Source organism: Klebsiella sp. CN_Kp091, assembly GCF_040065095.1.
Lineage (GTDB): Bacteria > Pseudomonadota > Gammaproteobacteria > Enterobacterales > Enterobacteriaceae > Klebsiella > Klebsiella aerogenes.
In genome coordinates this window covers 121,571-144,591 of the sequence record NZ_JBEAIO010000002.1, presented here as the reverse complement: position 1 = coordinate 144,591, position 23,021 = coordinate 121,571, and the positions used below count along the sequence as shown (strand labels likewise).

Genomic DNA, 23,021 nt, shown 5'->3' with positions numbered 1-23,021 from the left:
ATGCGCATAACAGGCGGCTGAGAAGTAAACGTTTGCGTTGGTCGCGTGATTTTTTGTCGCAGGTCAATTCCCTTTCGGGCGCGGATCGAACATAATACGCCCCCGGTTTGCACACCGGGAATCCAGGAGAGTTCATGTACTATCCCTTCGTTCGTAAAGCTCTTTTTCAGCTCGATCCTGAGCGCGCTCATGAAGTAACCTTCCAACAATTACGCCGCGTCACCGGCACGCCGCTGGAAATGCTGGTTCGACAAAAAGTACCGTCGAAACCCGTTACCTGCATGGGGCTCACTTTCAAGAATCCGCTGGGGCTGGCGGCCGGGCTTGATAAAAACGGCGAGTGTATTGATGCGCTCGGTGCGATGGGCTTCGGCTCAATCGAAATTGGTACCGTGACTCCGCGTCCGCAGCCGGGCAATGACAAGCCGAGGATCTTCCGTCTCGTCGATGCCGAAGGTTTGATCAACCGCATGGGCTTTAATAACCACGGCGTTGATAACCTGGTCGAGAATGTGAAAAAAGCGCATTTTGACGGCGTGCTGGGGATTAATATCGGTAAAAATAAAGATACTCCGGTAGAGCAGGGTAAAGATGATTATCTGATTTGTATGGAAAAAGTCTATCCATACGCTGGATATATCGCCATTAATATCTCCTCGCCGAATACCCCAGGGTTACGTACTCTGCAATATGGCGAAGCGCTGGATGATTTACTCAGTGGTATTAAAAATAAGCAGCTCGAACTTCAACAGAAACATCAAAAATATGTTCCTGTGGCGGTGAAGATCGCCCCGGATCTTTCTGTCGAAGAATTGATCCAGGTAGCCGACAGCTTAGTCCGCCATAATATTGATGGCGTCATTGCTACCAATACCACCCTCGATCGTTCATTGGTCCAGGGGATGAAGCATTGTGATGAAACCGGTGGGTTGAGTGGTCGTCCATTACAATTAAAAAGCACCGAAATTATTCGTATGCTGGCCACGGAATTAAATGGTCGTTTGCCAATTATCGGAGTTGGCGGTATTGACTCGGTGATCGCCGCTCGTGAAAAGCTGGCTGCTGGCGCCACGCTGGTACAGATTTATTCCGGGTTTATTTTTAAAGGCCCGCCGCTGATTAAAGAAATTGTTACACACATCTAATCTTTTCCGCCTCTGAATCTTCCCCAGGGCTTTATTTCCAGCCCTGGTTGTTTTATATTCCTTCATTGTTGCTTATTTAGACATTTTAGTCTTTTCTTAATTTTAGAAATTATTCTGTAGCAGGATGCCATTGCTTTGCAGAAGGAAGTGGAAGAGGACGGGGGTAGAAATGCGGATTAAACCTGACGATAACTGGCGTTGGTATTACGACGAAGAGCATGACCGCATGATGCTCGACTTGGCCAATGGTATGTTATTTCGCTCACGTTTTGCCCGGCGCATGTTAACGCCTGATGCTTTCGCGCCATCGGGATTTTGCGTCGATGACGCGGCGCTCTATTTTTCTTTTGAAGAAAAATGCCGCGAAATTGAATTAAACAAAGAGCAGCGTGCCGAATTAGTATTAAATGCCTTAACCGCGATCCGTTTTCTGAAACCACAGATGCCGAAGAGCTGGCATTTCACCACGCATCAGCAGAACTGGCAACCCGCCAGCGGCGACGCCGCCAGCGTGTGGATCAGCGATACCGGCGAGCAGGTCAATTTGCTGGTGGTTGAACCGGGTGAAAACGCCACGCTTTGCCTGCTGGCGCAGCCGGGACTAACTCTGGCTGGCCGGGTAATGCAGTTGGGCGATGTGATTAAAATTATGAATGACAGACTGCAGCCGGCGCAGAACACGGCCAGCTACAGCCTGGGGCAGGCGGTTTAAGGCGCCAGGCGCAGCGCGGTTTTCGGTACGCAGCTGCAGCATAAAATGGTGCCATCCGCGGCGACCGCATTTTTCTTTAACGGACTCACTTCACCCTCTTCCAGGCGGATCCGACAACTGCCGCAGATCCCGGCGCGGCAGGAATAAGGGATACGAATGCCCTGTTGTTCCAGCTGCTCCAGCAGCACCTGCTGGTTGTTGCCGGTAAACTGTTGCCCTTGCCACTCAATCTCAACCGTCGCTTTTGGCTGCGCATCGGCCGCCAGCGTATCGTCGCTATCGCCAGCGCCATAGGTTTTAGCCGGGCCGCGCGTCAGCACTTCCACCTCATCACCCACGCGGATTACGCCGCTGTTGCGGGCGATCAGGTTCTGGCCAAAATCGACATCGCCGTTATCCTGCGCGGTACGAAAACGCTTTAACGTTTCCAGCGGCTCGCCGGACGGATGCTTTTGCCCACGCTCCGGGCTGACGGTGGTGAAAATGCAGCGGCTGCAGGGTTTGGCAACATCAAATACCACCTCGCCGATACGTATGACTTTCCAGCTATCTTCATCCCACGCCGCGGCACCGGTGACCACCAGATTAGGGCGAAACTGTTCTATGCTTACGCTGGCAGGGCACCGTTGCTGCAGGTCGCGAAGCGAGGCCTCGTTGGCGAGCAGGTAGGGATAACCATCGGCGAAGGAGAGGGGTACCGCGTCGTGGCGTTTTACTCGCCGGGTTAGCTGCGGCCCGAGCCAGCGCAGTTGGACGTCGCGGTTGAAGAAGCCGCTGAGCCACTGGTTGATGGCGGCTGGCGCGATTAAGGCGGTGAAATGGTTGCCCCACACCTCCGTCGGCTCGCCCTGGGGAGCGAAATCATCAAAGCGCACCAGCGCGCTGCTGCCATCCGGCGCGGTCAAGTGCAGGCCGTCATGAAGCGGCGAAGGCAGGAATTTCACCATCTGCGGAAACTGGCGCGCGGTAATAAACGTACCGTCGGTTTCAGTCAGCATAAAGATGCGGTCGAAGGCCATGCCGCTAATATCGGCAAAGGCATGGGTGACGCCAATTCCGCGCATGGATTTGACGGGATGAATAAAAAGTTTCGATAGCGTTACCATACGCTGCCCCTGGGTTCAAAAATAAGCCTTTAACTTTATGACATAGGGCACATATTGGCTATAATGCGCACCAATTTTCTTTAAGTAAAAGTGACGATATGAAATCTCTGTTTGCCAGCACGGCTCGTGGTCTCGAAGAGCTGTTAAAAACTGAACTGGAAGGTCTTGGCGCCACGGAGTGCCAGGTCGTCCAGGGCGGGGTTCATTTTCAGGGAGATACGCGCCTGCTGTATCAAAGCCTGATGTGGAGCCGGCTGGCCTCGCGCATCATGCTGCCGCTGGGTGAGTGCAGCGTGTATAGCGATCTGGATCTCTACCTGGGGGTTCAATCGATTCCGTGGACGGAGATCTTTACCACTGACGCCACCTTCGCGGTGCATTTTAGCGGCCTCAATGATGAGATCCGCAATAGTCAGTATGGCGCATTAAAAGTCAAAGACGCTATCGTCGATAGCTTCACGCGTAAAAACCTGCCGCGTCCGAATGTCGATCGTGAAAATCCCGATCTGCGTATCAACGTCTGGCTGAACAAAGAGACGGCGCATATCTCGCTGGATCTGAGCGGCGAAGGTCTGCATCTGCGCGGATACCGTGATGGTACCGGCATGGCGCCTATCAAAGAAAACCTCGCGGCGGCAATCGTCATGCGCTCCGGCTGGGTGGCGGGAACGCCGCTGCTCGATCCGATGTGCGGCTCCGGCACATTGCTGATTGAAGCGGCGATGCTGGCGACCGATCGCGCGCCGGGCTTACACCGCGGCCACTGGGGCTTCGGCGGCTGGGCGCAGCACGATGACGCTATCTGGAAAGAGGTAAAAGCTGAGGCGCAAACGCGCGCTCGCCAAGGGCTGGCGGCTTATGAATCACGCTTCTACGGCTCTGATGTCGACGAGCGCGTAATTGAACGCGCGCGCCGCAATGCCCGCCGCGCCGGTATTGGCGAGCTCATCAATTTCGTAGTGAAAGACGTCGCGCAGCTCAATAATCCGCTGCCGAAAGGCCCGTACGGCACCGTTATCAGCAACCCGCCGTACGGCGAGCGTCTGGAAAGCGAACCAGCGCTGATTGCCCTGCACAGCCTGCTGGGACGGATTATGAAAAACCAGTTTGGCGGCTGGAACCTGTCGGTCTTCAGCGCCTCGCCGGAATTGCTGAGCTGCCTGCAGTTGCGCGCCGATAAACAGTTTAAAGCCAAAAACGGCCCGCTGGACTGCGTACAGAAGAACTATCATCTGGCGGAAAGCGAAGGCGGCAAGCCGGCGATGCTGGCGGAAGATTTTGCTAACCGCTTGCGCAAAAATCTGAAGAAGTTTGAAAAGTGGGCTCGTCAGGAAGGTATTGAATGCTATCGCCTGTACGATGCCGATTTGCCGGAATACAACGTGGCTATCGACCGCTACGGCGAATGGGTGGTGGTGCAGGAGTACGCGCCGCCGAAAACCGTCGATGCGCACAAAGCGCGCCAGCGTCTGTTCGATATTATCGCCGCGACTATCGCGGTATTGGGGATCGCGCCGAATAAACTGGTGCTGAAGACCCGTGAACGGCAGAAGGGTAAAAATCAGTACCAGAAGATGGCGGAGAAGGGCGACTTTATCGAGGTACAGGAGTATAACGCGCGTCTGTGGGTTAACCTTACCGACTATCTCGACACCGGTCTGTTCCTCGACCACCGTATCGCCCGTCGTATGCTGGGCCAGATGAGCAAGGGTAAGGATTTCCTCAACCTGTTCTCCTATACCGGCAGCGCCAGCGTCCACGCCGGTCTCGGCGGCGCGCGTTCAACCACCACCGTCGATATGTCGCGCACCTATCTGGAGTGGGCGGAACGCAACCTGCGTCTCAATGGCTTAACCGGCCGCGCGCATCGCCTGATGCAGGCGGACGTGCTGGGTTGGCTGCGGGAAAGTACCGAGCAGTTCGATCTGATCTTTATCGATCCGCCGACCTTCTCCAACTCCAAACGAATGGAAGACGCCTTTGACGTGCAGCGCGATCATATCCGTCTGATGACCGATCTAAAACGTCTGCTGCGTAAAGGCGGCACGATTATGTTCTCGAATAACAAACGCGGTTTCCGTATGGATCATGACGGGCTGGCGGCGCTTGGCCTGAAGGCGCAAGAAATTTCGCAAAAAACGCTGTCGCAGGATTTTGCCCGCAACCGTCAGATCCACAACTGCTGGCTGATTACCGCGGCCTGAAAGGAATAAAGAATGTCACTGATTAGTATGCACGGCGCCTGGCTTTCGTTCAGCGATGCGCCGCTGCTGGATAATGCTGAACTGCATATCGAAGATAACGAACGCGTTTGTCTGGTTGGGCGTAACGGCGCGGGTAAATCGACCCTGATGAAAATCCTCAACCGCGAGCAGGGTCTGGACGATGGGCGTATTATTTATGAACAGGATCTGATCGTCGCGCGTCTGCAGCAGGATCCTCCGCGTAACGTCGCCGGTACGGTGTACGATTTTGTCGCGGAAGGGATCGCCGAACAGGCGGCGTACCTGAAGGCCTATCATGACGTTTCGCATCAGGTGATGACCGATCCGAGCGACAAAAATTTAAATGAACTGGCCCGCCTGCAGGAACAGCTGGATAACTTGGGGCTGTGGCAGTTAGATAGCCGTATCAACGAAGTGATCGAGCAGCTTGGCCTTAACGCCGACGCGCAGCTTGCGTCGCTGTCCGGCGGCTGGCTGCGTAAAGCGGCGCTGGGCCGCGCGCTGGTTAGCGGGCCTCGCGTACTGCTGCTGGATGAACCGACTAACCACCTCGATATCGAAACTATCGACTGGCTGGAAGGGTTCCTCAAATCTTTCAAAGGCACCATCATCTTCATTTCGCACGACCGTTCTTTTATCCGCAATATGGCAACGCGCATCGTCGATCTCGATCGCGGCAAGCTGGTGACCTATCCGGGCAATTACGATCAATATCTGCTGGATAAAGAAGAAGCGCTGCGGGTTGAAGAGCTGCAGAATGCTGAATTCGACCGCAAGCTGGCGCAGGAAGAGGTGTGGATCCGCCAGGGGATTAAAGCGCGTCGTACCCGCAACGAAGGACGCGTCCGCGCGCTGAAAGCCATGCGTCGCGAACGCGGCGAGCGCCGTGAAGTGATGGGCAGCGCGAAGATGCAGGTCGAGGAGGCTTCTCGCTCCGGCAAAATCGTCTTTGAGATGGAAAACGTCAACTATCAGGTTGACGGCAAAGTGCTGGTCAAAGATTTCTCCGCGCAAATCCAGCGTGGCGACAAGATTGCGCTGATTGGCCCGAACGGTTGCGGTAAAACCACGCTGCTGAAGCTGATGCTCGGTCAGCTACAGGCCGATAGCGGGCGTATCCACGTCGGTACCAAGCTAGAAGTCGCCTACTTCGACCAGCACCGCGCGGAGCTGGATCCGGACCGCACGGTGATGGATAACCTTGCGGAAGGTAAGCAAGAGGTGATGGTAAACGGTAAGCCGCGTCACGTGCTGGGCTATCTGCAGGACTTCCTGTTCCATCCAAAACGGGCGATGACCCCGGTACGCGCGTTGTCCGGCGGGGAGCGTAACCGTCTGCTGCTCGCGCGCTTGTTCCTGAAACCCAGTAACTTATTGATTCTCGATGAACCGACTAACGACCTTGATGTCGAAACGCTGGAACTGCTGGAAGAGCTGATCGATGGCTACCAGGGCACCGTGATGCTGGTGAGCCACGATCGTCAATTTGTCGATAACACCGTGACCGAGTGCTGGATCTTCGAGGGCGGCGGGCGTATCGGCCAATATATCGGTGGTTATCACGACGCGCGTGGACAGCAAGCGCAGTCGCTGGCGAATAAACAGCCGATTGTAAAAAAAACGGCGGAAGTCGCTCAACCGAAAGCAGAAAGTGTCAAACGCGCCGCCAGCAAACTAAGCTATAACCTGCAGCGCGAACTGGAACAGCTGCCGCAGAAGCTGGAAGATCTGGAAACTCAACTGCAGACGCTGCAGGAAAAAGTTGCCGATCCTTCGTTCTTCGGCCAGCCGCATGACCAGACCCAGCAGGTGCTGGCGCAGTTAGCGGAAGCGGAACAGGCCCTGGAAGCGGCCTTTGAACGCTGGGAATATCTCGAAGGACTCAAAAACGGCGCTTAAGCTGAGGAGTGTTCATGTGCGATCATCATCATGCTGCGCGGCACATATTGTGCCCACAATGTGATCTGCTGGTGGCTTTGCCGCCGCTGGAGCATCGCCAGAAAGCCGCATGCCCACGCTGCGGCACCACGCTCACCACATCGTGGGACGCGCCGCGGCAGCGTCCCACGGCCTATGCGCTGGTGGCGCTGTTCATGCTGCTACTGGCAAACCTGTTTCCTTTTGTTTATATGAAAGTCGGCGGGATCAGCAGCGAAATTGAGCTGCTGGAAATACCAAACGTGCTGTTCACCGAGGATTACGCCAGCCTTGGTACGTTCTTTTTACTGTTTGTCCAACTGGTCCCGGCGTTTTGTCTGGTGACCATCTTATTGTTGGTCAATCGCGTTCATATGCCTTCACGCTTGAAGGCGTTTCTGGCGCGGATTTTGTTTCACCTCAAAAGCTGGGGGATGGCCGAGATTTTCCTCGCCGGGGTGCTGGTCAGCTTCGTTAAACTTATGGCCTACGGTGATATCGGCGTAGGGCTGAGCTTTGTTCCCTGGTGTCTGTTCTGCCTGCTGCAGTTGCGGGCGTTTCAGTGCGTCGATCGCCGCTGGTTATGGGACGACATTGCGCCAATGCCGGTCATTAAGCAGCCGCTTCGCCCTGGCGTGCCGGGGCTGCGACAGGGGTTACGCTCCTGCTCGTGCTGTACGGCGGTGCTGCCAGCGGATGAGAAAGAGTGTCCGCGCTGTCACACCAAAGGTACCCCGCGGCGTAAAAACAGCCTGCAGTGGACGCTGGCGCTGCTGATGACATCGTTTGTGCTCTATCTACCCGCCAATATTCTGCCGATTATGATTACCGATCTGCTGGGCGATAAAATGCCGTCGACGATCATGGCGGGCGTCGTTCTGCTGTGGAGTGAGGGCTCTTACCCGGTTGCGCTGGTTATCTTTATCGCCAGTATCATGGTGCCAACGTTAAAAATGATCGCTATCGGTTGGCTGTGCTGGAGCGCGAATGGTAACGGCGCGCGTGATTCAGAGCGTATGCACCTAATCTATGAAGTGGTTGAATTTGTTGGCCGTTGGTCAATGATCGACGTTTTTGTCATCGCGGTACTCTCGGCGCTGGTGCGCATGGGAGGCTTGATGAATATCTATCCGGCGATAGGCGCGGTGATGTTCGCGCTGGTCGTTGTTATGACCATGTTCTCGGCCATGATGTTTGACCCACGTCTATTGTGGGACCGTGAACCAGATCCAAGCCATGAGGAAATGCAACAGCATGGAAAATAAGAGCGGAGAAGCGAAAGTGCAGAAGGTGAAGAACTGGTCACCGGTCTGGATCTTTCCGATTGTGACTGTGCTCATCGGCGCATGGATACTGTTTTACCACTACAGCCACCAGGGGCCGGAGGTGACGCTTATCACCACCAACGCCGAAGGCATTGAAGGGGGTAAAACGCGTATCAAGAGCCGCAGCGTTGATGTCGGGGTAGTGGAAAGCGCTATCCTGACTGATGACCTGAAACATGTAGAAATTAAAGCGCGTCTGAACTCGGGGATGCAGAAGCTGCTGCATAAAGACTCGGTGTTCTGGGTGGTAAAACCGCAGGTGGGGCGCGAGGGGATTAGCGGCCTCGGCACCTTGCTTTCCGGCGCCTATATCGAATTGCAGCCAGGTAAAGCAGGTTCTGTGGCGCCGCAGTATCCGCTGTTGGATTCGCCGCCATTGGCTTCACCGGATGCCAAAGGTATCCGTGTTCTGCTGGAAAGTAGCAAAGCCGGGCAACTCTCTCCTGGCGATCCGGTGCTGTTCCGCGGCTATCGCGTCGGTTCCGTTGAAACCAGCACCTTTGATACGCAGAAGCGTCGCATCACTTACCAGCTGTTTATCAACGCGCCGAACGACCGTCTGGTGACGACTAACGTTCGCTTCTGGAAAGATAGCGGTATCGCGGTTGACCTCACGTCCGCGGGGATGCGCGTTGAGATGGGATCGCTGTCGACGCTGTTTGGCGGCGGTGTAAGCTTTGACATTCCGGAAGGATTGGATCTCGGCGAGCCGGTGGCGAATAAAACGGAATACCACCTGTTTGACGATCAGAGGAGTATCCAGGATTCGGTGTTCACCCAGCATATTGATTACGTCCTGTTCTTTAAAGATTCTGTGCGTGGTCTCCAGCCGGGGGCGCCGGTTGAATTCCGCGGTATTCGCCTTGGTACCGTCGGCAAAGTACCGTTCTTTATCCCTGGTTTGAAACAGAGCCTGAACGATGATTATCGTATCCCGGTAGAAGTGCGTATTGAGCCGGAACGTCTAATCAACCAACTGGGCGGCGACCCTAATATTCGCGCGCATATTGACGATCTGATCAATCGCGGCCTGCGCGGTTCGCTGAAAACCGGCAACCTGGTCACCGGCGCGCTGTATATCGATCTCGACTTCTATCCGAAAGCGCCTCCGCGCGGCAAGATTCAGGAGTTCGGCGGCTATCCGATCATTCCAACCGTCAGCGGCGGTCTGGCGCAAATCCAGCAGCGTCTGATGGATGCGCTCGATAAGATCAACAATCTGCCGATTAACCCACTGCTGGAGCAGGCGACCAGTACCCTGGCGCAGAGCCAGAAAACCATGCAGCGTGTCCAGACTACGCTCGACAACTTGAATAAGATCACCTCAAGCCAGTCGATGCAGCAGCTTCCTGCCGATATGCAGAACACGTTGCGCGAGTTGAACCGCAGTATGCAGGGCTTCCAGCCGGGCTCGGCGGCCTACAATAAGATGGTTGCGGATATGCAGCGACTGGATCAGGTACTTCGTGAACTGCAGCCGGTACTGAAAACCCTCAACGACAAGAGCAATGCGCTGGTATTTGAGGCCAAGGATAAAAAAGATCCGCAGCCGAAGGGAGCGAAACAATGAAAAAGTGGTTAGTGGCGGCAGCGGTATGCGTACTGACGGCCTGCAGCAGCGGTGGTGAGAGTAAAACTTACTATCAATTACCGGTAGCAAAGAGCGGCGCGCAAAGCGCCGCCCATCAGAGCAAGAATTTGCTGTGGGTTGAGCAGGTCAGTATCCCTGATTATCTGGCCGGGAATGGCGTGGTTTATCAGACGACCGATGTGCAGTATGTGATTGCTAATAACAACCTGTGGGCCAGCCCGCTGGATCAGCAGTTACGTACTACGCTGGTGGCGAATCTGAGTAACCAACTGCCGGGTTGGGTGGTGGCATCGCAGCCGTTAGGCAGCGAGCAGGATACGCTTAATGTCTCCGTTAGCGGCTTCCACGGCCGCTATGATGGCCGGGTCATTGTTAGCGGTGAATGGTTGCTTAAGCATCAGGGGCAGCTGATTAAGCGTCCGTTCAATATTGAACTTAAGCAACAGCAGGATGGCTACGACGCGATGGTTAAGACCCTGGCGCAGGCCTGGAGCCAGGAAGCCACCGCGATTGCGAGCGAGCTGAACCGCCTGCCATAAGTAAAATTAATAAAATTAAAGCCGCCGCGACCTGAAAAATCGCCGCGGCTTTTTTTATTTGTCGCTTCAGATTGATAGTTGTGCTGGCTCACGATTTTTGTACAAATGAACTTTCATATAGCTCACAAATATGACACTGGCGTGAATTTTGCGCATTGACGCTGCCTGCGTTTCGCGGTAAAGGTTATACGTGGTTGCATATTTAGTGACCACTGTTTTCTTTTCCACCAGATCAAATAATGAGGGAAACGAGGCATGAAGAGACAAAAACGAGATCGCTTGGAACGGGCACATCAGCGTGGATATCAGGCCGGCATTACCGGCAGATCGAAAGAAATGTGTCCCTACCAGACCCTTAATCAGAGGTCCCATTGGCTAGGAGGTTGGCGAGAAGCCATGGAGGACAGGGTGCAAACTGCCTGACTGTCTCTTTAAAAAAGAAGCCTTCGCTCTGCGAAGGCTTCGCCTTTTGTGCTTCAGGACCTTTTGTACTTCAGAATAAGTACGGAAGGTAAATCAGAACGCGGAAGTATCCTGGAACAGACCTACTTTCAGGTCAGTTGCAGAGTAGATCAGACGACCATCAACCAGCACTTCGCCATCCGCCAGGCCCATGATCAGGCGACGGTTTACAATGCGTTTGAAGTGGATACGATAGGTGACTTTTTTCGCCGTCGGCAGAATCTGACCGGTAAATTTCACTTCGCCTACGCCCAGCGCACGGCCTTTCCCTTCACCGCCCAGCCAGCCCAGATAGAAGCCAACCAGTTGCCACATTGCGTCCAGACCCAGACAGCCAGGCATTACCGGGTCGCCGATGAAGTGACAACCGAAGAACCACAGGTCCGGGTTGATGTCGAGCTCAGCTTCAACGTAACCCTTGTCGTAGTTGCCGCCGGTTTCGGTCATCTTGACGACGCGGTCCATCATCAGCATGCTCGGCGCCGGCAGTTGCGGGCCTTTCGCGCCAAACAGTTCACCACGACCAGAGGCAAGAAGATCTTCTTTTGTATAGGATTCGCGTTTATCTACCATGTTTTCAGTAAGCCTTATTTTGAGTTCGGGACGCAGGATAGCTAACACGTGTAAGCTGAACAAGTCCGATCAGTTCGAATTTGATCCGCCTAACCAGCGTAGCGGCCATGGAAAACGATGGCGAGTCTCTTGTTGCATCGCCTGCGCAATCCGTTCCTGAATAGTTTGTCGTAGCGTTTGTCCTTCACCATCCCATTGCAGCTGGGTGAGAAGCGGCAGGGCTTCGGTAACATCATCAATGGCCCAGATAAAGAACTGCTCATCAGCCACGGCCTGGCGAAGTTCCTGGGCGAGGCTCAGATGGCGGACGTTGGCAGATGGGATAATGACGCCTTGCTTGCCTGTTAATCCGCGCTGCTGACAGATGGTGAAGAAACCTTCAATCTTTTCGTTTAGTCCGCCGACCGGCTGGACGCGACCGAACTGATCGACCGAACCGGTAATTGCAATACTCTGGTTGATTGGCACATTGGCCAGCGCGCTGATGAGAGCGCACAGTTCAGCCATTGAGGCGCTATCGCCATCCACTTCACTGTAGGACTGCTCGAAGGTCAGTGATGCGCTAAACGGCAGCTGCTGTTCAAGTTCAAGCTCGGACATGATAAAGGCCTGCATGATCATCATGCCTTTGGCGTGAATATTGCCGCCCAGTTCAGCTTTGCGTTCTACATCAATAAATTCGCCATCGCCGATATGCACTACGCAGCTGATGCGCGAAGGTTCGCCAAAGGCGCGCGGGTGGCCTGGAAACTCGATTACCGACAGGGCGTTGATCTGACCGATGCATTCGCCTTCGGTATCAATCATTATCTGATCGAGAAGAATTTCATCGCGCATCCGCTCGGCAAGATAGCCTTCACGCCATTCACGGCGCTCAAGCATGGTTTGCATCTCCGCGCCGCTAATCAATTCGCCTTCGCAGAAGGCTGCCGCTTCACGCAGCTGGCGACTAATCCAGAGAGGGGAAAGCGGAAGCGTCTCCTGATCGCCGGTGTCTCGCGCGCCTTCTGCAATCAGCAGCGGCCATGCGTCCGCCGCCGGCCCCGGCAGCGAAAGCTGACGAGCATTCTGCCAGACCCACTGGCACCAGAGTTTCAGGGTGTCGGCATCGGCTATCTGCAGGTTGTCTTCATACTCGCTGTAAATGGCCTGCGACGCGAGTTCCGGTTCCATCTCCTGAAAGTCAGCCAGCGCATCGCGCTCGCCGATCAGAATGATCCTCAGGTTCAGCGGCATGGAGGGAATGCTAACGGGAAGAGGGCGGGATTCGTCAATAGACAGCCAATCAAAACGCTGACGGGTCACCATGTTCTTCAGGCGCATCCATAGCAGCGGCTGGGCCAGTAGCGCACGCAGGGAGAGCAACAGGACGCCACCGTTCGCGCGGTGGACCAGACCTGGCTGCAGCGAAATTTCGCCGTTAAATTGGCGTACGCAACCAAAGAGCTGCTCCGCTTCAATCCAGTCGGCGGATTCAACCGGACCGCTGCTGGCAAAATTGTCTTCCGCGCTTTGTGCCGGCGACATGGTTACGTTGCCGCCGTTGACCTGATAGCGTACACCGAAGAACTCTGTTGTAGATTGCTGCAGGCTGCGGGCGGCTTCGGCTACCCAATGCAGATATTCCGGTTCTTCCGGCGCCTTTACCAGCATAAATGATGAAATGGCTGGCGTGATCAGAAGCTGTTCCAGCGCATAAAATAAACGGGGCTGTAGATCGCCGGCGAGGGATGCCTCTGTCTCGGCGAGATTGACCTGGGTAAACAGCGCCTGATAACTTTCCGTATCAGGAGCGAGGTCGTTTCGGGTAAGTTTCGTAATGGTCAAAGTCGCTGTTTTTTAGTCAGATGTAAAACGAGCGATTATACCCGAAGCCGCGTCTGAGCACACGGAGGATTGCGTTTATCACGCTGATAATGGAATCGTCCACATCACGAAAGATGATTTATTCTCAGCACATCCAGAAAAAACTGATATCCTGAAATGAGTTACACGGTCACATTGAGATCGCAATGAAATATCAACAACTGGAAAACCTTGAAAGCGGCTGGAAATGGAAATATCTGGTAAAGAAGCACCGGGAAGGTGAGCTGATTACCCGCTACATTGAAGCCAGCGCTGCGCAAGCCGCGGTCGATGTCTTGCTGACGCTCGAAAATGAACCTGTTCTGGTGAATACCTGGATCGATCAGCATATGAATCCGGAGCTGGTTAACCGGATGAAGCAGACTATTCGCGCACGACGCAAGCGTCATTTTAACGCCGAGCATCAGCATACGCGGAAAAAGTCCATCGATCTGGAGTTCGTTGTATGGCAACGCCTGGCCGGGCTTGCCCAACGGCGAGGAAAGACATTATCAGAAACCATCGTACAGCTGATTGAAGACGCCGAGCATAAAGAAAAATATGCCAGCAAGATGTCGAGCCTGAAGCACGATCTGCAGGTGCTCTTAGGAAAAGAGTAAGTCCCGCTACGATGTCGCTCTTTATTTTTCCTTTGAACTCAAAATCAGGCCAAAAAAAACCCCGCATAAGCGGGGTTTTTTATCGTAGAAAACTTAAGCCTGCGGCTGAGTTACTACGTCTTTGTAACCTTTAACTTCGATCGCTACGCGACGATCCGGAGCCAGGCAGTCGATCAGTGCAGCGCGAGCTTTCACGTTGTCACAGGTGTTGCCGGTAACCGGATCAGATTTGCCCATACCGCGAGCAGAGATCTTGTTAGAAGGGATACCTTTAGCTACGAGGTAGTCAACAACGGACTGAGCACGTTTCTCAGACAGTTTCTGGTTGTACTGCTCGGAACCGATGCGGTCGGTGTAACCCAGAACAACTGCAGAACCGTCTTTCGGATCCATGTTGCTCAGCTGGGTGTACAGCTGATCCAGAGCCTGCTGACCTTCTGGTTTCAGAGTTGCTTTGTTGAAGTTGAACAGTACGTCAGACTTCAGGGTGAAGGTCTTGGTGGTGACTTCCGGAGCTGGAGCTGGAGCCGGAGCTACAACCGGTGCATTGTCTTCCTGACCGAAACGGTAGGAAACACCAACGCTCAGCATGCCGTTGTCCGGACGAACGCCTACAGTGCCTGCGTCGCCGATGTTGTTAACCCACTGGTATTCCAGACGGGTAGCGATGTCACGGGTCATAGCCCACTCAACGCCGCCAGCGAATACTGGGGAAACGCCGGTGTCGTGGTTGTCGCCAGCGATGCTGTTGCTGGAGTCAGCGCGCCATACCATGCCGCCCAGACGGGTGTAGATGTCCAGATCGTCAGTGATCGGGTAACCCAGTTTAGCGGTCAGCTGAACGCCCTGAGCTTTGAATGCGCCGTTAACTTTGTCGCCTTTGTAAGGCATACGGCCCAGCCAGTCGTAACCCATTTCGAAACCGAGGTACGGGTTAACCTGATAACCACCGAACGCACCAGCGCCCAGCTGGCTTTCGTGGGTCGGGCCATTGTTGTTCAGGTTGCTGTTGTACCAGCCGGTGTCATGGAACTGGGACCAACCCAGTTTACCACCTGCATACCAGGTGTTATCTTTCGGAGCGGCCTGCGCTACGGTAGCGAAGCCAGCCAGTGCCACTGCAATCGCGATAGCTGTCTTTTTCATTTTTTGCGCCTCATTATCATCCAAAATTCGCCATGAAGGTACATAAGACCTCACGGTTAAATCCTTCACCGGGGGCGTGACTCGTTGTTAACTATGCTGATACATGCAGCGTAAGCCGATCACCCCTGGCGATGTAAAGTCTACAACTTAGTTAGAAACTTACAAGTGTGAACTCGGTCAGGCATATGAAAAAAAAGGGTTGTATACACAATATTTAACAAATATGGTTAATTTGTGAACACGGTAAAAAGTCGCAAAACCGCACCACACCGGGATCTCAGTGAAATTAACCACTTTGTGAGAATGGTTTTTGATGAGGCAAAAAAAATTCCAGGATTAATCCTAATTTCACTCAATGATATAAATTTGAGTGAATTTTTAGCCCACTTAATTGTCTCCCAGGCTGGCTTGTATTTCTCACCGGGCGCATGATAAAGCCCATCGCATGACCTTCTTCTGCAGCCTGCGCCAGACGTTCATGCTCTTGTTCAGTGAGTTCATCCGCCAGCCAGCCGATAACCACGCTATAATTCCCGGTACGTAAAGCGCGAATCATCGATTCCAGAGTGTTGCAGGGTGACATCTGGTTAATTTGCATCACTTTTGATAGCGGCAGGCCGGACGACTGTACCCATTCTTTACTCAGCTTTTGCTGCGGCGTGAGCCACAGCTGCCAGCGCGACTGCTGGCCCAACTGTTGTAATAAAGGTAGCAACAAAAGCTGCGTCATCATGGGTTGATCTTCGCGATAGACGATTTCACTAATCAGCCCAGTGGCTGAATGTTCGACGACGCTGTGCGAAGGGCGACGTACTGAAGCCGAAGTCAGTGGTGAACGATTTGCGTGAGCTGAAGTAAACATAGTCTATCCCGCCTGTGAGTTACTGTATGCATATACAGTATATCTGCCAGGGGTTAACGTCAACCTCATTTTCCCATTTTCGCATATATTTTATTCACTCTCCTCGCCTATGAATCAGAGCCGCAGCGACTTATTTATATGAATTCACGGTCTCTGTGCTGAACCCGCTGGAGACATTCTCCTCCATTAATCTCTACTTCACGGCTGCCGACCATGTCGTCAATGGGGCCGATATGCTGTTCATCAATTAACATTGCTTAAGTATTCAGCGAGTCTCTGCAACAGGATTTGCAGAATAACTTTTTCCTGAAAGCGCCTCGCAAAACGGCGAGCTGGTTGAAATGAAGCCAAAATTCATCTTGCTGCACAAAACGAACTCACTTATTTTCTTCAATAACGGATCCGTTAATAAAATTACTTTTATGTCCATGATTACCAAAGGAATGATCATGAAGAAAATTTCAAAATTACGGTTCCTCCAGTTTCAGGAGTGCCTTTCCCCCTTAGGCAAAATCAGTAGCCGGCCTTTATTTGGCGGATACAGCCTGGCGATAGAGAATACCGTGTTTGCCATGGTGGCCGAGGGCGAAATCTATCTTAGAGTGTGTGAGCAAAGCGCAGAATATCGGGTCGAGCATCATAGCCCAATGCTAATCATGCGCAAAAATGGTCGGCCGGTGGCGCTAAAATATTACCGTATAGATGAAGCATTATGGCAGGACAGTAAAATGCTGTTTCATCTCTCGAAACTGTCATTGCATACGGCGCGTAGCGAAAAGCAGCATCAGCGTGATTCCGGCAGGCTAAAGGATTTGCCTAATATCAGCTTCCACATGGAATTGATGTTGATTCATGCTGGAATAACCGATGTGAAAATGCTGCGTACAATCGGTGCGGAAAAAAGCTGGTTAAAATTGAGGGAGCATAATAAAGGAATATCAATCAATGTCCTCGAGTCCCTGGCGGGCGCGATTGCCGGCACCCATTCCGCCGCGCTCCCGGCGCAGCGGCGCCAGGAGCTACGGGAGTGGGCTAATACGCAAGGATACGGCGTGGAGGATTACTCCGGTTGACCGGCAATCCGGCGCTGCAGGCGACATATTTCGGGCAGCAGTGCGAGCAGTAGCCCAATCTGCTGCAGGACCAATGGTTCTTTACTGTCGGCTCGTGGTTCCAGATGCTGAATTCGCGATTGCAGATTGCTGAGCGCCAGCTGAACGCGCTGTTCGTCAGCGGGAGAATGATGCAGCGCATCATCAACGTAGCAGACGGCATCATCGAGTAACGCCAGTATTTCCGGAGTCGTCAGCTTTTCCCTGTGCGCCCCCAATGCGGAAATATAGCTGGTAAAAGTATGGTTAAGGCACAGCAGGCGGAATGCCGTTTCACGCATTGTGTTATCGGCTTTGGGCTCTGTGGATAAATTGGATACCACTGATGCCAGCTCGCTATCCCGGTTATGTGCATTACGTCGGGCGACGCGATACTCAAGACGGTTGTCGCGCCCCTGATGATACTGCTCAAGAATAGCGTCCAGATAACGGCAGTTAGCGTTGATAGCCTGATCCAGTACGCGAGGTAAATTACGGAAGTTCCAGTCTGGCCAGATAAAGGTCACTGCCGCCCAGGCGATAGCGCAGCCGATTAATGTATCGAGGATACGCGGTAAAGCGACTTCGAATCCCTCGCCCAACAGGTTAAAGCACAGCAGTACCAGCAGCGTGATAAACATAGTGGCATGCGCATACTGGACGTTGCGAAAAGCGAAAAATAGCACACCGGTTAGTACTATGAGCAGCAGTTGGCCTTCGACCGAAGGAACCAGCAGCAGCACCGGTAGGCCGATCGCGACGCCAATCAATGTACCGATGATCCTTAACGCCAGGCGATGCCGGGTAGCGTTATAGTTAGGCTGGCAAACAAACAGGCTGGTGAGCAAAATCCAGTAACCGTGGTTGAGGCCGGTAAACTGAATAAAGGCATAGCCCGCGCACAGCACCAGCGACATCCGCACCGCGTGGCGGAAAAGCGCCGATTCCGGGGTCATATTACTGCGCAGCCGTAACCAAATGTCGCTAAACCCGCTGGGGCGATCGTCTGCAAGCAGGTTTTCGGGGTGGTTGCTGGCCAGCACGCTGGTTTGCACCGATTCGATGGTTGCCAATTGCGCATCAATGGCGCGCAGGTTATTGAGCAGAAAACCCAGCGCTTTGACCTGATCTTGCGGCGCGCCGCTGGCGCGGACGCGATCCAGCGCCGCGTCGAGATGCATAAAGGCGCGTTCGAAGTGCGCATCGTGCTGATACGGAATGCGTAAGAGGATGGCGCGGGAGAGTTTCTGACACGCCTGCGCCTGCATCGACAGCATCCGCTGGAAGCGGAACATCACATCGCTGTAGCGGAAATGGTCGCGAAGCGTCTGATACTGAATATGCGATGAGCTGGCACGTTCATGAATGTCCTGGGCGACGAAATAGTACTGCAGGGTGCGACGAGTACCACGTTGCCCGCGGTCACCGCGCAGGCGCGTCAGTAAAGACGCTTTCGTCTGGTTAAGCATCGCAACCAGCTTGCCGTTAGCAAGCGCCAGATCGTACAACGGCGCCTGACTTTCATCTTCGATATCCGGATCGAACAGTCGGGATTTAAGTTCGAGATACTGCGCCAGCTGTTCATAGCTGCGCGCAAGGTTATCCTGCAGCGGGCGAATGGGAAAAATAAGATGCCCGGCGAGCGTTAATACGTTGTACCAGATGGCCCCAGCCAGCAAAAAGAGCGGCTGCAGGTACCAGCTATTATACAGAGTGACCCCTAACATGGTGTAGATAGCGATCAGTAAGGCGCCGAAAGCAATGGTGGCATAGCGTTGACCCAGCCCACCGAGCAGGATGAACCCAGTTGTAGACAGAGTTAAGCCAATTGCAAACAGCCACGGCCATGGAAACAATAATTCCACCGACGCTGAAGCAATAAAGAAACAGACCAGCGTAATAGCGAGATTACGTAGCCGCCCGGTAAGGCGATCGTCAAGGTCGGTCAACGCCGCGGCAACCACGCCAAGCGTTAACGGGATGGTGAGTTTGACTTCGCCAATCCACCACGGCGCAACCGTGGTGCCACAAAGCGCAATAAATATCCTGGCGTTATATAACCAGGCGCTATTCCATGTATAACGGCGGAGCAGGGGGCTTAACATAACAGTGTTCCGTACAATTACTGAAAGCGACGGCGGGCGTTGGCTTCGCGCGCGGCGCGCGCCGTTTCAACGGAGACCACGCGGCGTCCTACTGGCCAAAGCGCAATGGCGGCAATTTTAAAGTTGGCGATCCCGACAGGGATACCAATGATGGTCAGGCACTGGGCGATACCGCTGAAGATATGCATCAGGCATAGCCACCAGCCAAAGAACATGAACCACAAAATGTTCAAAATAGTGCCGCCCGCGTTCAGTAAGCTGTTTTTTGCTTCAGGTTCCAGTTCATCAACATGAATGGCTTCATTACCGTAGGGGAAAAGCGATAGCCTGGTGATTTCCCAACATGAACGCGTCAGCGGTAACGTGAAGATCAAAATAATACTGACCAGCGTCGCCAGTAGCCAACCGAGCGTGGTGGCGAAACCGCCAAGAACAAAGTTCAAAATATTCAGAATGGTACGCATAAACCCTCTGTTTAACCCTATGGATAATAAGACCCGACAATTGTAACGTTTTTTTGCGCTGGAGCACCTGCTCGCGGGCGGTTAAACTTAAAAACATTCAAACTGATTGAAATTTGGCGATATATGGAACTTAAAGCGACAACATTGGGCAAACGCATGGCGCAGCATCCTTATGATAGGGTGCAGTTGCTGAATGCCGGGGTTAAAGTCTCCGGCGATCGTCATGAGTATCTTATACCTTTCAATCAGTTATTGTCAGTTCAATGTAAGCGCGGTCTGGTGTGGGGCGAGCTGGAGTTCGCGCTGCCTGAAAGCAAAGTTGTGCGTTTGCATGGTACCGAATGGGCTGAGACGCAGCATTTCTATCATCATCTCAATAATCTTTGGCAGCAGTGGAGCGCGGAGATGAGCGAAATTGCCGCGCAATTACTGCGCCAACAGTTAAGTGAAATTGAACGCGCCAGCGCCGAAGGTAAGTGGCTGACCCGCCAGCAGGTCGCCGATGTTCAGGCGAAGATACGCCGGGCCTTAACCGGACTGCCTTTTCCTGAGAGCCGTCTGGATGAATTCGATAACTGCCGCGAACTGTGGCGCCAGTGTCAGTGCTGGCTTAGCGATATCGACGAGGCTCGCCTGGCGCATAATCAAGCCTATACCGAAGCCATGCTGGAACAGTATCGCGGTTTCTTCGATAAGATTGAGTCTTCGCCACTTAACCCGGCGCAGGCGCGGGCGGTGGTTAACGGCGAGCGTTCGTTGCTGGTACTTGCCGGCGCCGGTAGCGGCAAAACCTCGGTACTGGTTGCTCGTGCAGGGTGGCTGTTAAACCGCGGCGAGGCGGCAGCCGATCAGATCCTCCTCCTGGCGTTTGGCCGTCAGGCGGCTCAGGAAATGGATGAACGTATTCAGGAGCGATTGGGAACCGACGAGATTGCTGCGCGGACCTTTCATTCACTGGCGTTACATATTATTCAGCAGGGCAGCAAGAAGGTGCCGGCGATCAGTAAGCTGGAAAACGATACCGCCGCCCGGCAAAAGCTTTTGTTGAAGGCCTGGCAGCAGCAGTGTCAGGAGAAAAAAGCGCAGGCGAAAGGCTGGCGTCAGTGGTTGATGGATGAGATGGAGTGGCAGATTGACGAAGGCGATTTCTGGCAGGATCGCGCGCTGCTGCGTCGTCTGGCCGGTCGTCTTGACCGCTGGGTTAGTTTGATGCGTATGCATGGCGGCTCGCAGGCGGAGATGATCGCCAGCGCGCCTGAAGAGGTACGCGACCTCTTTAATAAGCGTGTGAAACTGATGGCCCCGCTGCTGAAAGCCTGGAAAACGGCGTTAAAAGAGGAGAATGCCGTTGATTTCTCAGGGCTTATACACCAGGCGGTCAACATACTGGATAAAGGCCGTTTTGTGAGCCCCTGGAAACATATTCTGGTGGATGAATTTCAGGATATCTCTCCACAGCGCGCTGAGCTGCTGGCGGCGCTGCGCCGGCAAAATAAGCAGACGACGTTATTTGCCGTCGGTGACGACTGGCAGGCGATTTATCGCTTTAGCGGCGCGCAGCTTTCTTTAACGACGGCATTTAACCACTACTTTGGCGAAGGGGACTGTTGCGCGCTGGATACCACCTATCGATTTAACGGTCGTATCGGCGAGATCGCCAACGGTTTTATTCAGCAAAACCCGCATCAGTTGGCTAAGCCGCTGAATAGCCTGACTGCTGGCGATAAGAAAGCGGTGACCCTGCTGCCCGATGATAAACTCGACGATCTGCTCGACAAGCTAAGCGGCTACGTTAAACCCGAACAGCGGATTTTGTTGCTGGCGCGCTATCACCATCTAAAACCCGCCGCGCTGGAAAAAGCCGCAACGCGTTGGCCGCATCTGCAGCTAGATTTTATGACAATTCATGCCAGCAAAGGCCAGCAGGCCGATTTTGTTATTGTGTTGGGCTTGCAGGAGGGTGATGACGCCTTCCCGGCGCCGGCCAGAGAGTCGGTAATGGAACAGGCATTGCTGCCACAGCCGGAAGATTTCCCTGATGCTGAAGAGCGTCGGCTACTGTATGTGGCGATAACCCGCGCCCGCCTGCGGGTTTGGCTGCTGTTCAATAAAGAACGACCATCGCCGTTTGTTGAGATGCTGCAGGAACTGGGCGCGCCGGTGGCGCGAAAGCCCTGAGCATCGGCGGCCTTGGGGCCGCCGCGGGTATTACTTCAGGCGCTCGGCAAGGTAGCGCTGGTAATCAGGGATGAGAATTTCAATCGGTTGATTAAAGTCCGGCGACTGGATGATAAAGTCAGCGGTGGCGGCATTCGTGGCTACCGGAATATTCCAAACCGTCGCCAGACGCAGGAGCGCTTTGACGTCAGGATCGTGCGGCACTGCATTCAGCGGATCCCAGAAGAAGATCAGTACATCAATTTTCCCTTCCGAAATCAGCGCGCCCACCTGCTGGTCGCCGCCCATCGGGCCGCTCAACATTGCTTTTACTTCCAGCCCGGTGGCGCGTGAAACCAGATTGCCGGTGGTCCCGGTAGCATAAAGCTGGTGCTGTGCCAGTAGCGCCTGGTGACGTTCGACCCATTTCATCAGCAGATCTTTGCAGTGATCGTGTGCTACCAGCGCGATATGTTTGCGTGCGGGTAAGGTACGTGTTGTCAGTTCCATAATGGGGTTCCACTTATATTAACTTGCAGACAGATTACTGGAAGTGACTGATGCTGCAAGCGTCGGGGAGAAAAATTTTGCCGTATCTGTGAGTTAGGCTGGATGGCTGGTTTACCCGGATTAGCTTACACTAGGGCTAAAGTGCAGGAGGATTATGATGAAAGAGAACGATATTGCCGGCATTCTGACTACCACCCGGACAATTGCGCTGGTAGGCGCCAGCGACAAGCCAGACCGCCCGAGCTATCGGGTCATGCGATATCTGCTGGAACAGGGATATCACGTCATCCCGGTTTCGCCCAAGGTGGCGGGCAAAACGCTGCTCGGTCAACAAGGCTATGCCACCCTGGCGGAGGTACCTGAAAAGGTCGATATGGTCGATGTGTTCCGCAATTCCGAAGCGGCGTGGGGCGTGGCGCAAGAGGCTGTCGCCATCGGGGCGAAAACGCTATGGATGCAGCTTGGCGTTATTAATGAACAGGCGGCGGTAATGGCGCGTGAAGCGGGGTTAAATGTGGTTATGGACCGCTGTCCTGCGATTGAAATTCCGCGGCTTGGGCTGGCGAAGTAAAATAAAAAACCCCGTGTTAACGGGGTTTTTAACAAAGCATCGGGAACATAGGCCA

The 23,021-nt window shown here is 53.8% G+C and carries 20 protein-coding genes; 12 read left to right on the top strand and 8 right to left on the bottom strand.

The window, feature by feature from the left end; all coding sequences use genetic code 11:
* Positions 1 to 134: 134 nt before the first annotated feature.
* Together pyrD and zapC are read left to right on the top strand one after the other, a co-directional pair.
* Positions 135 to 1,145 carry a quinone-dependent dihydroorotate dehydrogenase gene (gene pyrD / locus ABLV17_RS01880; protein WP_042892893.1) on the top strand — a complete coding sequence of 337 codons (1,011 nt, stop codon included), beginning with the start codon at positions 135 to 137 and terminating at the stop codon, positions 1,143 to 1,145.
* Positions 1,146 to 1,314: 169 nt separating this feature from the next.
* On the top strand, positions 1,315 to 1,857 hold the full coding sequence (gene zapC / locus ABLV17_RS01875) for a cell division protein ZapC (protein ID WP_087858134.1): 543 nt from the start codon (positions 1,315 to 1,317) through the stop codon (positions 1,855 to 1,857).
* Here zapC and ABLV17_RS01870 read toward each other — a convergent pair.
* A complete protein-coding gene (locus ABLV17_RS01870; protein WP_308958471.1) occupies positions 1,854 to 2,963 on the bottom strand; it encodes a YcbX family protein in 1,110 nt (369 codons plus the stop codon). The genes zapC and ABLV17_RS01870 overlap by 4 nt on opposite strands.
* Positions 2,964 to 3,061: 98 nt before the next feature.
* On the opposite strand from ABLV17_RS01870, the gene rlmKL reads away from it, so the two are divergent.
* The 6 genes from rlmKL (at position 3,062) to rmf (ending at position 10,983) form a co-directional block, all read left to right on the top strand.
* Positions 3,062 to 5,167: a bifunctional 23S rRNA (guanine(2069)-N(7))-methyltransferase RlmK/23S rRNA (guanine(2445)-N(2))-methyltransferase RlmL gene (gene rlmKL / locus ABLV17_RS01865; protein ID WP_308958470.1), complete on the top strand. Its 2,106-nt coding sequence runs from the start codon at positions 3,062 to 3,064 to the stop codon at positions 5,165 to 5,167.
* 12 nt (positions 5,168 to 5,179) lie between these two features.
* Positions 5,180 to 7,087, top strand: coding sequence for an ABC transporter ATP-binding protein (locus ABLV17_RS01860; protein WP_020079244.1), 1,908 nt, complete (start codon positions 5,180 to 5,182; stop codon positions 7,085 to 7,087).
* Positions 7,088 to 7,101: 14 nt separating this feature from the next.
* Positions 7,102 to 8,370, top strand: a complete 1,269-nt coding sequence (gene pqiA / locus ABLV17_RS01855; RefSeq protein ID WP_032711301.1) for a membrane integrity-associated transporter subunit PqiA — start codon at positions 7,102 to 7,104, stop codon at positions 8,368 to 8,370.
* Positions 8,360 to 10,000 (top strand): intermembrane transport protein PqiB, encoded by a 1,641-nt coding sequence (gene pqiB, locus ABLV17_RS01850; RefSeq protein ID WP_308958469.1) that lies wholly within the window; start codon positions 8,360 to 8,362, stop codon positions 9,998 to 10,000. Before pqiA ends, pqiB begins: the two co-directional genes overlap by 11 nt.
* A complete protein-coding gene (pqiC, locus tag ABLV17_RS01845) occupies positions 9,997 to 10,560 on the top strand; it encodes a membrane integrity-associated transporter subunit PqiC (protein WP_049051536.1) in 564 nt (187 codons plus the stop codon). The genes pqiB and pqiC overlap by 4 nt, the downstream gene beginning before the upstream one ends.
* A gap of 255 nt (positions 10,561 to 10,815) precedes the next feature.
* Positions 10,816 to 10,983, top strand: coding sequence for a ribosome modulation factor (gene rmf, locus ABLV17_RS01840; protein ID WP_015704906.1), 168 nt, complete (start codon positions 10,816 to 10,818; stop codon positions 10,981 to 10,983).
* A gap of 93 nt (positions 10,984 to 11,076) precedes the next feature.
* Here the strand turns inward: rmf and fabA are convergent, their stop codons facing one another.
* On the bottom strand, positions 11,077 to 11,595 hold the full coding sequence (gene fabA / locus ABLV17_RS01835; RefSeq protein ID WP_015704907.1) for a bifunctional 3-hydroxydecanoyl-ACP dehydratase/trans-2-decenoyl-ACP isomerase: 519 nt from the start codon (positions 11,593 to 11,595) through the stop codon (positions 11,077 to 11,079).
* 69 nt (positions 11,596 to 11,664) lie between these two features.
* Positions 11,665 to 13,422, bottom strand: coding sequence for a Lon protease family protein (locus ABLV17_RS01830; RefSeq protein WP_308958468.1), 1,758 nt, complete (start codon positions 13,420 to 13,422; stop codon positions 11,665 to 11,667).
* A 185-nt stretch (positions 13,423 to 13,607) separates the two neighbouring features.
* Here ABLV17_RS01830 and matP point away from each other — a divergent pair, with 185 nt between their 5' ends.
* The gene (gene matP / locus ABLV17_RS01825; RefSeq protein ID WP_087858129.1) at positions 13,608 to 14,060 is read left to right on the top strand and encodes a macrodomain Ter protein MatP; all 453 of its coding nucleotides are present in this window, start codon (positions 13,608 to 13,610) and stop codon (positions 14,058 to 14,060) included.
* A 93-nt stretch (positions 14,061 to 14,153) separates the two neighbouring features.
* On the opposite strand, the gene ompA is transcribed toward matP, so the two are convergent.
* Together ompA and sulA are read right to left on the bottom strand one after the other, a co-directional pair.
* On the bottom strand, positions 14,154 to 15,206 hold the full coding sequence (ompA, locus tag ABLV17_RS01820; protein WP_087858164.1) for a porin OmpA: 1,053 nt from the start codon (positions 15,204 to 15,206) through the stop codon (positions 14,154 to 14,156).
* A 352-nt stretch (positions 15,207 to 15,558) separates the two neighbouring features.
* Positions 15,559 to 16,068, bottom strand: coding sequence for an SOS-induced cell division inhibitor SulA (gene sulA / locus ABLV17_RS01815; protein ID WP_087858128.1), 510 nt, complete (start codon positions 16,066 to 16,068; stop codon positions 15,559 to 15,561).
* A gap of 449 nt (positions 16,069 to 16,517) precedes the next feature.
* On the opposite strand from sulA, the gene ABLV17_RS01810 reads away from it, so the two are divergent.
* Positions 16,518 to 17,141 (top strand): TfoX/Sxy family DNA transformation protein, encoded by a 624-nt coding sequence (locus ABLV17_RS01810; RefSeq protein WP_183269027.1) that lies wholly within the window; start codon positions 16,518 to 16,520, stop codon positions 17,139 to 17,141.
* Here ABLV17_RS01810 and yccS read toward each other — a convergent pair.
* Both yccS and ABLV17_RS01800 read right to left on the bottom strand, forming a co-directional pair.
* Positions 17,129 to 19,264, bottom strand: coding sequence for a YccS family putative transporter (gene yccS, locus ABLV17_RS01805; protein ID WP_213317011.1), 2,136 nt, complete (start codon positions 19,262 to 19,264; stop codon positions 17,129 to 17,131). The two genes, ABLV17_RS01810 and yccS, sit on opposite strands and share 13 nt — an antisense overlap.
* A gap of 17 nt (positions 19,265 to 19,281) precedes the next feature.
* Positions 19,282 to 19,728: a YccF domain-containing protein gene (locus tag ABLV17_RS01800; RefSeq protein ID WP_020079238.1), complete on the bottom strand. Its 447-nt coding sequence runs from the start codon at positions 19,726 to 19,728 to the stop codon at positions 19,282 to 19,284.
* A gap of 123 nt (positions 19,729 to 19,851) precedes the next feature.
* Between ABLV17_RS01800 and helD the strand changes: the two genes are divergently transcribed.
* Positions 19,852 to 21,906 carry a DNA helicase IV gene (gene helD, locus ABLV17_RS01795; protein WP_087858125.1) on the top strand — a complete coding sequence of 685 codons (2,055 nt, stop codon included), beginning with the start codon at positions 19,852 to 19,854 and terminating at the stop codon, positions 21,904 to 21,906.
* Between the two features lie 30 nt (positions 21,907 to 21,936).
* Here helD and mgsA read toward each other — a convergent pair whose 3' ends face one another.
* A complete protein-coding gene (gene mgsA / locus ABLV17_RS01790; RefSeq protein WP_015367424.1) occupies positions 21,937 to 22,395 on the bottom strand; it encodes a methylglyoxal synthase in 459 nt (152 codons plus the stop codon).
* Positions 22,396 to 22,552: 157 nt separating this feature from the next.
* On the opposite strand from mgsA, the gene ABLV17_RS01785 reads away from it, so the two are divergent.
* On the top strand, positions 22,553 to 22,966 hold the full coding sequence (locus ABLV17_RS01785; RefSeq protein WP_087858124.1) for a CoA-binding protein: 414 nt from the start codon (positions 22,553 to 22,555) through the stop codon (positions 22,964 to 22,966).
* Positions 22,967 to 23,021 lie beyond the last annotated feature (55 nt).